The sequence below is a fragment of the Bradyrhizobium sp. SZCCHNRI1009 genome (assembly GCF_032487575.1).
Taxonomy (GTDB): Bacteria; Pseudomonadota; Alphaproteobacteria; order Rhizobiales; family Xanthobacteraceae; genus Bradyrhizobium.
The window spans coordinates 533661-546921 of the sequence record NZ_JAUEUL010000001.1 but is presented as its reverse complement, the minus strand read 5'-3'; the positions used below and the strand labels follow the sequence as shown (position 1 = coordinate 546921).

11 protein-coding genes are annotated in these 13261 nt (G+C 66.9%); 6 read left to right on the top strand and 5 right to left on the bottom strand.

Annotated elements, in window-relative coordinates:
• Positions 1–16 precede the first annotated feature (16 nt).
• From QX010_RS02520 to QX010_RS02505, 4 genes are all read left to right on the top strand, one after another.
• Positions 17–682 (top strand): response regulator transcription factor, encoded by a 666-nt coding sequence (locus QX010_RS02520; RefSeq protein WP_315713962.1) that lies wholly within the window; start codon positions 17–19, stop codon positions 680–682.
• Positions 657–2036 carry a sensor histidine kinase gene (locus QX010_RS02515; RefSeq protein WP_316177390.1) on the top strand — a complete coding sequence of 460 codons (1380 nt, stop codon included), beginning with the start codon at positions 657–659 and terminating at the stop codon, positions 2034–2036. Before QX010_RS02520 ends, QX010_RS02515 begins: the two co-directional genes overlap by 26 nt.
• A 72-nt stretch (positions 2037–2108) precedes the next feature.
• Positions 2109–3281, top strand: coding sequence for a tetratricopeptide repeat protein (locus tag QX010_RS02510; protein ID WP_315804827.1), 1173 nt, complete (start codon positions 2109–2111; stop codon positions 3279–3281).
• Between the two features lie 8 nt (positions 3282–3289).
• Positions 3290–4375 (top strand): hypothetical protein, encoded by a 1086-nt coding sequence (locus tag QX010_RS02505; protein WP_316177388.1) that lies wholly within the window; start codon positions 3290–3292, stop codon positions 4373–4375.
• An 86-nt stretch (positions 4376–4461) separates the two neighbouring features.
• Here the strand turns inward: QX010_RS02505 and QX010_RS02500 are convergent, their stop codons facing one another.
• The 3 genes from QX010_RS02500 to QX010_RS02490 form a co-directional block, all read right to left on the bottom strand.
• Entirely contained in the window at positions 4462–6795 is a 2334-nt protein-coding gene (locus QX010_RS02500; RefSeq protein WP_316177386.1) for a xanthine dehydrogenase family protein molybdopterin-binding subunit, read from the bottom strand.
• A gap of 215 nt (positions 6796–7010) precedes the next feature.
• Positions 7011–7886, bottom strand: a complete 876-nt coding sequence (locus tag QX010_RS02495; protein WP_316177384.1) for a dihydrodipicolinate synthase family protein — start codon at positions 7884–7886, stop codon at positions 7011–7013.
• A gap of 184 nt (positions 7887–8070) precedes the next feature.
• Entirely contained in the window at positions 8071–8238 is a 168-nt protein-coding gene (locus QX010_RS02490; RefSeq protein WP_315804823.1) for a hypothetical protein, read from the bottom strand.
• A 129-nt stretch (positions 8239–8367) separates the two neighbouring features.
• Between QX010_RS02490 and QX010_RS02485 the strand changes: the two genes are divergently transcribed.
• Together QX010_RS02485 and QX010_RS02480 are read left to right on the top strand one after the other, a co-directional pair.
• Positions 8368–9432, top strand: a complete 1065-nt coding sequence (locus QX010_RS02485) for a J domain-containing protein (protein ID WP_315804822.1) — start codon at positions 8368–8370, stop codon at positions 9430–9432.
• A gap of 93 nt (positions 9433–9525) precedes the next feature.
• On the top strand, positions 9526–10662 hold the full coding sequence (locus tag QX010_RS02480; RefSeq protein ID WP_316177382.1) for a GGDEF domain-containing protein: 1137 nt from the start codon (positions 9526–9528) through the stop codon (positions 10660–10662).
• Between the two features lie 16 nt (positions 10663–10678).
• Here the strand turns inward: QX010_RS02480 and QX010_RS02475 are convergent, their stop codons facing one another.
• On the bottom strand, positions 10679–11608 hold the full coding sequence (locus QX010_RS02475) for a GTP-binding protein (RefSeq protein ID WP_316177381.1): 930 nt from the start codon (positions 11606–11608) through the stop codon (positions 10679–10681).
• Positions 11605–13098: an amidohydrolase family protein gene (locus QX010_RS02470; RefSeq protein ID WP_410051914.1), complete on the bottom strand. Its 1494-nt coding sequence runs from the start codon at positions 13096–13098 to the stop codon at positions 11605–11607. The genes QX010_RS02475 and QX010_RS02470 overlap by 4 nt, the downstream gene beginning before the upstream one ends.
• Positions 13099–13261 lie beyond the last annotated feature (163 nt).

The window sequence follows — 13261 nt, the reverse complement described above, 5'->3', positions numbered from 1 at the left end:
GACTGAGACGAAGACCTTGCGCATCCTGCTGGTGGAAGACACGCCCGAGATCGGCGCCGCCGTGACCAGCCGGTTCGAGCGGATCGGCTATGCCGTCGACTGGGAGAAGGACGGCCGCACCGCGAGCGAGCTGATCGAGGTGCAGACCTATGACCTGATCGTGCTCGACGTGATGCTGCCGAACATGGACGGCTTTGCCGTGCTCAAGCATCTGCGCAAGCGCGGCCTGCGCACGCCGGTGCTCGTGCTGACGGCGCGCTCGGCAGTCGACGACCGGATCGGGGCGCTCGATCTCGGCGCCGACGACTACCTGATCAAGCCGTTCGACTATCGCGAGCTCGAAGCGCGCGCCCGTGCGCTGCTCCGGCGTGCGGCTGGCCAGTCCGACAATCTGCTGACCCTCGGGCCGCTGGTGATCGACCGCGCCGGGCGCACCGCCAGCGTCGCCGGCCAACCGCTGGACCTGACGCGGCGCGAGCTGACCGTGCTGGAAATCCTCGCCGCACGCCCCGGACGCTACGTCGCCAAGGAGGAGCTGGTCGAGCAGCTCTTCAGCTTCGACCAGGACCCGAGCCCGAACGCGGTCGAGCAGTTCGTCGCACGTCTCAGGCGCAAGCTGGCGGCGACGTCAGTCGAAATCAAGACCGAGCGCGGCCTTGGCTATCAGCTCCACGCTTCGTGACCTCAGGACCTCGCTGCGCGCGCGGCTGCTGATCGCGATCGGCGCGATCCTGGCCGTGGGCGCCGTCGTGCTCAGCCTCGCCGCCTGGCAATATGCCGCGACCGCCGCGCGCGACGCCTATGACAAGCTGCTCGCCGGCGGCGCGGTGCAGATCGCCGAGAACATCTACATGCAGGGCGGCGTGGTGACGCTGGATCCGCCGGCGGCAGCGTTCGCGACATTGTCGGCCTATGACCTCGTGTTCTATCGCGTCACCGACCCGCGCGGCGTCGTCATCGCCGGCTATGACGACCTCGCCGTCACCGTGCCCACCAGGGCGCTGCGCGAGGGCGTGGTGCTGCGCGACGGCGTCTATCGCGACCAGGCCGTGCGCATCGCCGCGGTGGCGCGCAAGCTCGACGGCGCGCCCGGCGATGGCTGGAGCCAGATCGTGCTGGCGCAGACCCTGCGCGCCCGTGACGCGCTGACCTGGGATCTTGCCTCGAAGGCGATCGGCCTGATCGCCGCGATGAGCCTGCTGGCGCTGGTCGCGACCGCGCTGTGCCTGCGGCTGGTGTTCGCGCCGCTGACGCGGATCGAGGCCGAGATCGTCAAGCGTCGCCCCGATGATCTCAGCCCGATCGCGATCACGCCGCCGCGCGAGGTGCGCGCGCTGGTCGGCGCCATCGACGGCTTCATGCAGCGCCTCGCCGAGCGCATCGCGCTGATGCAGCGCTTCATCGCCGACGCCACCCACCAGCTGCGCACGCCGCTCGCGGCCATCGACGCCGAGGTCGAGCTGCTGAGCGATCAGACCAAGGACCCGAAGGCGCTCGACCGGCTGCGCGGCCGCATCGCCGACCTCGCCCGTCTCACCAGCCAGTTGCTCGATCACGCCATGATCCAGCACCGCGCCCAGGCGCCGCGCTTCGCGGCGACCGATATCAATGCGCTGGCGAAATCGGTGCTGTCGCAAAGCGTGCCGCTGACGCTGGATCGGGAGGTCTCGGTCAGCTTCGTGGCGTCGGAGGAGAACGCGGTGGTCGCCGCCGACGCCATCAGCCTGCGCGAGGCGCTTGCCAACCTCATCCACAACGCGCTGGCGCATGGCGCGCGGACGCGGCTGATGGTGAGGGTGGAGAAGGCGGCGGCGGGTGTCGCGATCGTCGTCTGGGATGATGGGCCGGGGATCGCCGAGGAGGCGCAGACCGGACTGCTGGCGCCGTTTCAGAAGGGCGACGGCTCGCATGGATCGGGGCTTGGGCTTGCGATCGCCAAGGACGTCGCGGAGGCCCACGGCGGAAACCTGCGGTTTGCGGGCAGCGCGGGCGACTTCAGCGTGATCCTGGAACTACCACCCCAGCCCCATGGCTAAACCTTTAGTTGTTTCATTACACGCCCGTTCTGAAATCAACGGTATGTCGTTCCCAGCATCAGGGGAACCACCATGGTACGGCTTGCCGTTCTAGGAATTGTTGCAGCGGCCAGTCTCTCATGCACCGCACCGGCAACCGCCGCGGATCAGGACGGCGAATGCGCGAAGTCCCTGCTCAGGACCTCCCCCGAGATCGTCATTGCGGCCTGCTCCCGAATCCTTGCCGAGCCCAACACATCCTCGGCCGAGCGTGGCCGCGCCCTCTCGGTTCGAGGCTCGGGCTACTATCACACGAAGCGGTGGGACTTTGCAGCGAAGGATTACGATGCCGCCATCGCGCTGATGCCGACCGATGAAGAACTGCTGCTGTCCCGCGCGACGACGGCGTCCCGTCTCGGCGATCTCACACTGAGCCACTCACTCATCGAGAAGGTCCTGACGCTCAATCCGTCCAATCCGAATGCGATCTGGCGCGTCGGCGCCTCCTATGCAGACGCCGGCGACGACCGCTCCGCGATCCGCTATTATGACATGGCCTTGGCGATCGCGCCGAGAAACCAGTATGCGCTGCTGCTCAGCAGCGACAGTCATCAGCGTTTGCGCCGCTTCGACGAAGCGCTGAAGACCGCTGACGCGCTGGTTGCGCTCGGTCCCGACGAGATCAATCTGCAGCCCTATTTCGACGGCTATGGTAACCGGCTCGACTTCTACATCGTCGCTCTGAAGAACCGCGCGCGCATTTACTGGACAGTCGGCCAGTTTGACCGTGCAGAGCAGGACTTGAACGCTGCCGTAACCTATCGACGGATTCCCCTGTCGCTCACGGCACGGGGCCACTTGCTCACCTACAGACCCGGACGAGAGCAGGAGGCGTTTGCCGACCTGCAGGAAGCCAAATCGCTCGGGTCCGAGCAATATGAGACCTTCTTCGACCTCGGGCTCATCCACGCCAAGCGTCAGCAATTCCGCGAGGCGATCGCCGAATTCGATCGTGCCGCGGCGATTGATCCGCCATCCGGCGAGGCGTTCCGCATGCGTGCACTGATGCATCGGGAACTCGACGAGACCGATCTCGCGTTCGACGACATGGTGCTGGCCGTGAGCATCGAAGAGTCGGTGCTCAAGCGGACCGTTCTGGCGCTGCGCACCGCCGGCTATTGGCGCTCGAACCAGGCGCCTGACGAACTGACGCCCGACTTCAAGGACGCGATCCGCGCCTGCATGCTCGACAAGCTCTGCAAGTGAGTCCTCCGATGACATCCCGCATTCGCTCCGCCATCCCGCTCATCCTGATCGCCGGGCTGCTGGGCACGCCCTCTCTCGCCGAAGACATGCTTGGAACGGCGGGCCCGATCCGCTCCTTCGGCTTCGGAACATGCAAGCTGCCCTATCCGGCGAGAGCCCGCGGCGAATGTGATCCGCCGGAAGTTTCAGCAACACTGCCGGCGGATGTCCGTTCGCAGCAGCGCGTCGTTCGCGCGCGTCAGCTCACCGAGATCGCCAGGCTGCCGCAGGCGATCGCCGAGCTTGATACTGCCATTACCGAGCAGCCCGGCAACGTGCCGGCGCTGCTGCTCCGCGCCCGCCTAAGGATACCCGCCCAGCTGACCGAGGCCACGCGCGACGTGAAGGCGGCGCTGCAGGCCGCCCCTGAGAATGCCGACGCGCTGGCGACCATGGCCTTCATCCTCATCGGTCAGGACGATCAGGCCGCGCTTCAGTTGGCCACCGACGCCCTCGTCCGCAACCCGCCATCGGTCGATGCGCTCTGGATCCGGGCCATCCTTGCAAACCGAAGCGGCCGGCCGGAGCAGTCGGAGGCGGATCTCGATCGGGCCATCGCAATCGAGCCCGACGATCGGCGAAGCCGCATGACACGCGCCGAGATCAGGCTGCAGACCGGCAAGGCGGCTGGCGCCAAGGAGGATCTCGATGCGATCCTCGCGGCGGGGTCTGATCTCCAGGCGCTGCAGATGCGGGCGACGATACTGGCCGGGCTGGGAGACGACAGCGCAGCGCTTGCCGACCTGAACAAGGTTCTCGGTCCGCCCGGACAGCGGGTGCTTCCCGGCCCGGCCCGACCCGACCTCGTCAACATGTTCGTGCAGCGCGCCTTGATCCTCACCCGCACCGGACGAGAGCCGGATGCCAGGCAGGACCTCGAAACCATCGTCGCGCTGGGCGGCAATCGCGCGATCCTGCAGATGCAGGTCTACCTGCGGGGTCATGGCTTTCCGGACCTCGCTCTGAACGGCAAACGGTCCGACCAGCTCGACGACGCGCTGCGCGCCTGCTTCATCAACAGTGCATGTGGCCGCGGCATCGCCATCCGCGGGTAGCATCTCGTCTGCGGTGGCCTGACCGCCGCATCCTCAATGCCGGCAAGCGGCAGACGGATGCGGCGGTCTGAGAAGTGAAGTTATGCTTACGCCGCCGCCTTCTTGGCCTTCGCATCCCGGATCGCCGCCCATACCTTCTCAGGCGTCAGCGGGGTCTGCAGATTGGTGATGCCCAGCTCGAACAGTGCGTCCATCACGCCATTGGTGACGCAGGGCGGGCCGCCGATGGCGCCGGATTCGCCGCAGCCCTTGGCGCCCAGCGGGTTGGTCTTGCAGGGCGCGGAATCATCGAGCGTGACGACGATCGGCGGCACGTCGTCGGCGCGCGGAATGCAGTAGTCCTGATAGGTCGCGGTCAGGAGCTGGCCATCGGCATCGTAGGCGACGTTCTCGTACAGCGCCTGGCCGATGCCCTGGGCGACGCCGCCATGGATCTGGCCGGCCACCAGCATCGGATTGACGGCAACGCCGACGTCGTCGACGGTGGCGTAGCGCACGACACGGCTGATGCCGGTCTCCGGATCGATCTCGACCTCGCAGATATGGGTGCCGTTCGGCCAGCTCGGACCATCGACCTCGCCCTCGCTGTCGACCGACAGCTTGGCGCCCTGCTCCTTCTGCGCGATCTCGAACAGGCTGATGCGGCGGTCGGTGCCGACGACGGTGAGGACGCCGTCGCGATATTCGATGTCCTCGACCGCGGTCTCCAAGAGGTTCGACGCCTTCTCGCGCGCCTTGCTGATGAGATCGTTGGAGGACACCGCCACCGCGGTGCCGCCGACGAACAGCGAGCGCGAGCCGACGCTGCCGAAGCCGGTGGCGAGATCGGTGTCGCCCTGCACCACGTCGATCTTGTCGAGCGGGATGCCGAGCGTGTCGGAGATCATCTGGGTGTAGGTGGTCTGCAATCCCTGCCCCATCGCCATGGTGCCGGAGTGCAGGATGACGCGACCCTCGGAGGTCGCGTGCAGCGACACCTTCTCGGTGTGGGCGCGGCCGCCGGTCCATTCGATGTAGGAGGTGAGGCCGCGGCCGTAGAGCATGCCGCGCTTCTTCGCTTCGCGCTTGCGCGCATTGAAGCCGTCCCAGTCCGCAAGCTTGGACGCGCGCTCCAGCATGTGGGCGAAGGCGCCGGAATCATAGACCTGGCCGACGGCGTTGGTGTAGGGCAGTTGCGCCGGCTTGATGTAGTTGGCCTTGCGGATCGCGCGCGGATCGATCCCGATCTGGCGCGCGGCCGTGTCGAACAGGCGCTCCACGATGAACACCGCCTCGGGACGCCCGGCGCCGCGATAGGCACCGACCGGTGCGGTATGCGTCATCACGGTCTTCACCTCGAAATGCACCAGCGGCAGGTCATAGACACCGGTCTGCACGAACGGCCCGAGCACCAGCGGAATGATGTTGGCCGCACCCGATGAATAGGCGCCGGTGGCGCCGATCGAGCGCACGCGATAGGCCAGCACCTTGCCCTTGGCGTCCAAAGCGAACTCGGCGGTCGAGGTGAGGTCGCGGCCATGCGTGCCGCCGACGAACTCGTCGGTGCGCTCGGCGCGCCAGCGGATCTTCTTGCCGAGCTTGGTCGCGGCATAGGCGACGATGCCGTCCTCAGGATAGAGGTTGGTCTTCTGGCCGAAGCCGCCGCCGATGTCGCCGACCAGCACGCGCACACTTTCCTTCGGCCGCTTCAGCACGGCTTCCGCCAGCACGTCACGGGTCGAGGCCGGCGTCTGCGACTGCACGTACAGCAGCAGCCGGCCGGTCTTCTTCTCGATCTCGGCAATAGTCGAGCGCGGCTCCATCGCCGAGGGCACCAGGCGCTGGCTGGCAATGTCGAGCGACACCTTGTGCGCGGCGCTGGAGAAGGCCTCTTCCACCTTGGCGGCATCGCCATAGCTCATCGCGGCAACGATATTGTCCGGCGCCTCGGCCCAGACGACGGGCGCACCCGGCTCGAGCGCCTTCACCGGATCGGTCACCGCCGGCAGCACCTCGTAGTCGACGGCGATCGCTTCCGCCGCTTCCTGCGCGATCGTGCGCGACGCCGCGACCACGGCCGCGACCGCCTCGCCGGTGAAGCGGACGACCTCATGGGCGAGCAGGCGGCGCGGCGGCACCGTCATCGGCTTGCCGTCGGGACGCTTGAAGATCGCCAATGTCGGAATGGTGCCGACATCGTCGGCGACGAGGTCCGCACCGGTGTAGATCGCCTGCACGCCCGCGATCTCGCGGGCGGCGGCGGTGTCGATCGACAGGATCCTGGCATGCGCATGCGGGGAGCGCAGCACGTAGAGCCACAGCGCGCCGTCCTCCGCCTTGTCGTCGATGAACTGCCCCTTCCCGGTCAGCAGCCGCTGGTCCTCCAGACGCTTGACGGGCTGCCCCGCACCAAACCGCATATTGTTGGGAAGAATGTTCATTCGGGAATCCTTGGTCAGTTCAATGTAATTGCATGGGGTTTTAGCGGATCGATGTTCCGCTGGCCAAGCCATGATTGTGCTGGTGCGTCATACCGCACTGTCATGCCCGGGCTTGGCCCGCCTGCGCAGCCGAAACCGCTTCGGCCCAGCGAAGGCCCGGGCATCCACAATCCCGTCTCCGTTGGGATGGATGGCCGGGTCAAGCCCGACCAGCGTCACGCCAGGCTGCGCAGCACCTCTTCGACGACCTTGCGCTGCTCGGGCGAGAGCGGGGCCTGCGGCGGCACGGGATCGCCGACGTCGTACCCCTGGATCGACAGGCCGGCCTTGATGCAGGCCGCGAGGTTGAAGCGGGCGAAGGCCTCGTTGACGCGCCACAGCTTCTTCTGCAGCAGCATCGCATCGTCCCAGCAGGTCGCCCTGCAGAGATTGTAGAGTTCGACGCTCTGGCGCGGAATGATGCAGGCCGGCCCTGCCATCCAGCCCTTGCCGCCGATCAGCATCACCGCCGCCGGAATGTGCGAGGACGCCGCGAACACCTTGATGGCGTCGCCGCAGCGATTGATGATCGACAACAGCCGACCGGTGTTGGCGGACGCGTCCTTGATGTAGTTGATGCGCGGATGCTCGGCGAGATCAGCGATGACGTCGAGCGACAGGTCGGAGCGCTGGAACTGGGGATTGGTGTAGATGACGACGGGAATGTCGACGGCATCGGCAATCGCCCGGAAATACGCCTCGATACCGGCGTCGTTGACCGGGAAGTAGGCTTCGAGCACCGCCAGGATGCCGGTTGCGCCGCGCCTCTGGTAAGCCTTGGCCTGCGCCACCGCATCAGCGATCGCAGTCGAGGCCACGCCGGCAATCACGGGGACGCGGCCCTTGGCGGCCTCGATGGTTGTCTCGACGACGGTCATGCGCTGCGCGCGGTCGAGATAGGCGAACTCGCCGGTCGAGCCGAGCGGCGTCAGGCCGTGCACGCCGGCATGGATGAGATCATCGCACAGCCGCCCCAGCACCTCCGTCCGGATCGTGCCATCCGCGCCGATCGGCGAGGCCAGGTAGGGGAAGACACCATGAAATTCAGTCATGCGGCCGGTATAGCGGCCGGGCCGCCGCCTCCGCAAGCACGCGCATGATCGCGGGCAGCCCCCCTCTGCACTGAGTGCTTCCAGCGACGCGTCCGTCCGGGCGGAACCTGGCTCGCGCGGGCGGGTGCAACGGTGTCACACTGCTGCAGCAATCGCATGTTGTCGCTCACAACTGACCTGCCGATCAGTTCGCGTTAAACCCAGCTTCAAACTTCTTCTTCACCATGGAGGAAGGTCCGGCGGCAGAGGCGATGAGAAAGCAGCGATTCAATCTGCGATTGCGCGCACCATGACGAGGAAGGGCGAACGCGGTGGCGTCAAACACGGCAAAAATGGCTACGAACTTCGCCATTTTCAGTCATTTTTCCGCCGGATTGACCAACCATCATGCCAAGCGGAAACAGTTAGTACGAGTGCTCCAGCGTAAATTCGCCGTAGGAATTTCGATCGGAGACGAGGGAAGCCTGCAGCGAGAACGGCGATGAAGACGCTTTACGATTTACTCGGAGCTCTTCCGGACGATGACGCTGACGATATCCGGGCGGCCTTCCGCAAAGCGGTCAAAGAGAGCCACCCCGACGTCAATCCCGGCGATCCGGACGCCGCGCTGCGGTTTCGACAGATCATCCGCGCCAACGACATTCTCGGCGACAAGGAGCAGCGCACGGCCTATGACCGGCTGCTCGGAGCCGCGCAGGACGAGCATCGGCAGGATTCCAAGCTCGCGGTCGTCGCCAGGGTTCACACGGTCGCGTCCGGCGTGATGGCGCTGGCCGGGGCGTCCGCCTTGGCGCTGACGGGCTACCTGCTGTTCACGCACATGTCCTCGGCGTCCGTCGCGCCGCTCGAGCCGATCGTGGTTGCCACCAACAAGGTGAAGCCGAACGAGGTTCCCGCCAAGCCGATCGATGGCCCCACCGATGCGGCGACGGCCGTCGACGCGGCCGCAGGCAACGAGGCGGCTGCCGGCACAACGGTCGGAAACGCATCGGGCAGCAACAACGCGGCGTCCACCGAGCCACTGCCGCTGCGGGCCAGCAAGGTCGACGTGGTCTATTCGGCCGAGCAGGATCGCGCGCCCTGTGCGGCAGGCGCCACCGCACCATGCGGAGCAGATGCCATGCTCGCCGGGGGTACGGCCTCGAACGAGGCCCAGGCCCATCACGATCGCGGCATGGCCGCGTTCCAGAAAGGCGATTTCGCGGCGGCGCTGGCCGATCTCGACGCGGCGATCCAGCTCGATCCCCGCTACCATGAGGCCTATATCGACCGCGGCATCGTGTTCTATCGCATGCGCAAATTCGACCGGGCCTTTGCCGACGTCGCGGCCGCAAAGCGCATCGAGAAGACGAACCGCGCCGTGCTCGACGCGATGGCGAAGCGTCAGCCGCTGCGGCCGCTGAAGCTCGACCCGCCAAAATCCGACATCAAGGCGGAAACGCCGAGGGCAGAGGCGCCGAAAATGGCGGCGGCGGCGCCGATGCCCTCGCGGATGTCGACGGCGACGCCGGTCTATCCAACCAGCGACCCCAGCCGCGCGCCCTGAGCGATTGACGAAGATTTAAGGTAACTCCGGACCTTCGTCGCGCGAATCGTTCGCGCCCATCAACTGTTAGGAAAGGTGTCCCATGGTGGTCCCATGGGACATGGGCTGCTTTCCAGATTCATCCATCCGAACCCGGCGATCCGGCGCGAGCTCGTCGATCTGCTGTACACGTCTCTGCCGCAGGTCATGTCGATCAACGCGGCCGCCATCACCGGCTCGGTCACGCTTGCGGTCCTGCACGGCGATCCCGGCTACATCGCGATCTCATTCGCGATCATCGTCAACGCCATCGGTCGCGTGGTCAGCCTGCTGCGCTACAAACAATATGCGGGACGCCTGTCCGATCGCGACGTGATCCTGTGGGAGAAGGTGTACGCCGCGGGCGCCGCCGCCTTCGGCCTTGCGCTCGGCGCTCTCACCTTCCGCGCGTTCCAGCTCAACGATGCTCCGGGCGCATGGATCGCCTTCGGCCTGTCGATGTCCTATTGCGTCGGCATGGTGTCGCGCGCGGCGATCCGCCCGTGGGTCGTGCTGACGACTACCGCCGTGCTGCTCGCCCCCACGCTGATCGCGGGGCTGATGCGCCCCGAGCTGCCCTATCAGCTCGGGGCCGTCCTGCTGGTGCTGTTCTGGTTCTCGATCCGCGAAGCCTCGCGCCATCTCAGCACCGCGTTCATCGAGCGGCTCGAGGCCAAGCACGCGCTGGCCCGCCAGGCCAACCATGATTTCCTGACCGACCTGCCCAACCGGGCGGCCTTCCTGGCTGCGCTTGAACGCACGACCGGGACTGTCGCGATCGTTGCCATCGATCTCGATGGCTTCAAGCCCGTCAACGACCGCCACGGCCACCACGCCGGCGACGACCTGCTGCGTCAGGTCGCAGCCCGGCTGTCGAGCTGTGTCGGCCGGGGCGGTCTCGCCGCGCGCTTCGGCGGCGATGAGTTCATGCTGCTGAAGCCGGTGGCGAGCGGCGCGGACGGACGCGACGAGGCGCTGGCGCTCGCGCGCGAGGCGGTCCGCTCGCTGTCGATGCCGTTCCTGCTGTCCGACATTCCCGTGGTGATCGGCGCCAGCGCCGGCCTGCTGGTGAACGACCGGCCGCTCACGGACGAGTCCATGGACGAGGTTCTGCGCCAGGTCGACAGCGCACTCTACGCCGCCAAGCGCGCCGGGGGCGGCTGCTGCACCTGGGCCGAAGCTGCGGACGGCGCGTTGCGGCAGGCGGGCTGACGCGCGGCCTTCGATCTCAGGCGACGATCACCTTGTGCAGCAGCGCGTCGATCTCGCCGGCATCGAGCTCACCTTCGCGTCCGATCAGCACGAGCTGCGCCGTGAGGCCATCGGCGGGCGACACCGGCGACGGCGCCAAGGTGCCACGCGTCGCCACCGACTGAAACAGGATCGGCTGTCCCGGATGGCCGGTGAACAGCAGGATGCCCTTGATGCGCAGGGTGCGCGGCGCGAGCTTTCCGATCACCTGCTGGAAGCGGGCCAGCGACAGCGGAGCACGGGAGGTCCAGGTGAGGGTTGCGAAAGGTTGCGACATCGTCGGCACCTGCTTGGGCAGCTCTCGCGGCGCGCGAATGTCGCGGCTGAACAGCAGGTCCGGCGCGACGACGCCATGCGATATCTCGAAGATCGCCGATTGCGGCTTGATGCCGCCGACGACGCCGCGGACCGCATCGAGCGCGGCGCGGTCGAGCAGATCGGCCTTGGTCAGCAGCACGAAATCGGCGGCGCGCAGTTGCGAGCGCCACAGCGCGCCCTGCGCGATCCCGGGATCATCGCGCAGCCGCTGCGGATCGACCAGCGTGACCACGGTCTCCAGCGGCGCGACCCTGAAGATCACGGGATCCATCAGGCTGCGGATGATCTCGGCGGGATCGGAGATGCCCGATGTTTCGATCACGATCGCATCGGGTGCCGGATCGCGCTTGATGACGGAGGACAGCGTGCGCAGCAGGTCGCCCTGCAGCGAGCAGCAGATGCAGCCGTTCTTGAGGCTGATCACGCCTTCCGTGACAGTGCCGAGCAATTGCGCGTCGATGTCGACCGCGCCGAAGTCGTTGACAACGGCGGCGATGCGCCGCCCGCCCGGATTGGCGAGCAGATGATTGAGCAGGGTCGTCTTGCCGGCGCCGAGCGAGCCGGCAACCAGCAGGACCGGGACGTTCATGACAGGACCGGACGGCGCACGGCCTGTCCCGGCCTGACGTCGCGAACGAGCTCGCCATTGGCGATGACCGCGCGGCCATTGACAAGCAGATGCCTCACGCCCTCGGACGGCCGGTTCATGTTGAGGAAGTCGGCGCGGTCACGCAGGCCCACGAGATCGAGCACCGCGATGTCGGCGTCGCAGCCGGCCTGCAGCCGTCCCTTCTTGCGCATCGCGGGCGTCGACGGTTCCAGAATCCGGGCCGGAATCAGCGTGCACTTGGCGAGGCCCTCCATCAGCGGCACCGCCTTGCGGTCCAGCACCCATTCGCGCAGGAATTTGGTAAACGTCGCCGATGAGCGCGGATGCGACACCGCGTCATCCGGCAGCGGCCAGGCGTCGCCGGTGTAGTCGGTGCCGTTGGACAGGATCCACGGCATTGCATCGGAAGCGATGGCGCCGCCCGGAAACAGCACGGAGACGTCGAGCAGGTCGCGGTGGCGCTGGTTGACGGCGACATCGAGGAAATGGATCAGCACCAATGCGCCGGGATCGTCCTGCTGCCGCGCGAGCAATTCGTCGCGGCTGCCGAGCCGGTGGCGCTCGGCCACCATCTCGATCGCGTCATAGCCGGTGCCCATGCGCTGGCAGAACGCGGGGTCGGCGAAGAAGCCGGCCCCGACCACGGTCGAGCCGGTGCCGTAGGGATAGGCTTCGGTCGTGACCTTCAGGCCCTGCTTCTGCGCGGTCTGCACCAGCTCGGCGCAGCGCTCGACATCCTGCAGGCTCGTGCTGTTGAAATGGCAGATGTGCATGTGGGCGCCGGTCGAGCCGGCCAGCCCGATCAGCCGCGTGTAGGCATCGACCGAGCTGCGCGGATCGACGTTCGACATGTAGGCGATGTGCGTGTAGGTCGGCACGTCGTGCCTGGCCGCCAGGCTGCACAGCTCCGACAGCTCCTTCATGCCGGTGCCGGGCGCGTAGGCATTCGGGAAGGCGATGCCGAGACCGCCCTGCTCCAGACCCTGCCGGGTGCGCTCGACGATCTCGGCGGTCTCGGCCGCGGTCGCGACCTCCTCGACCCATCGCTTGTCGCGCATCGCCTCGCCCATGCCGGCGATGTTGGACGCGGTCTGCTGGGTCGTCATCGTCGCGATGCGCGCGAACACCCAGCCCGACGCTGCGCCGTAATTCAGAAGGCGGCCGATCGCCGCCTGCTCGTCATACCAGCGCGCCACCGGCATCACGCCGATCTCGAGCTCGAGCGTCGTGGTGACGCCGTCGAACGCCTGCATGCGGTCCGCCGGCAGCGACTGGCCGTGGGCGTGCAGATCGATGAAGCCGGGTACGACGGCGAGGCCGGCCGCATCGACCACCTGATCGGCAGCCCCGCCGACATCGCCCACGGCAGCAATTGCGCCATCCTTGATGGCGACATCGGCCGTGGCGTCGAGCTTCGTTTCCGGGTCGAGCACGCGACCGCCGCGAATGATCAGATCGTAGTGAGGCATGAAATCAGCTGGGCTCGCGAAGTGGAACTGCTGAAAGCCCTAACACAGATGCGCGACGATGAGAACGCGGCGGGAGAGATCGATTCTCTCCGAGCCATGCGTGGCGCACTTATCAGTTCGTCGACCTGCCGCCCCCGCTCTTCCCCTTGCGCAAGCGATCGGT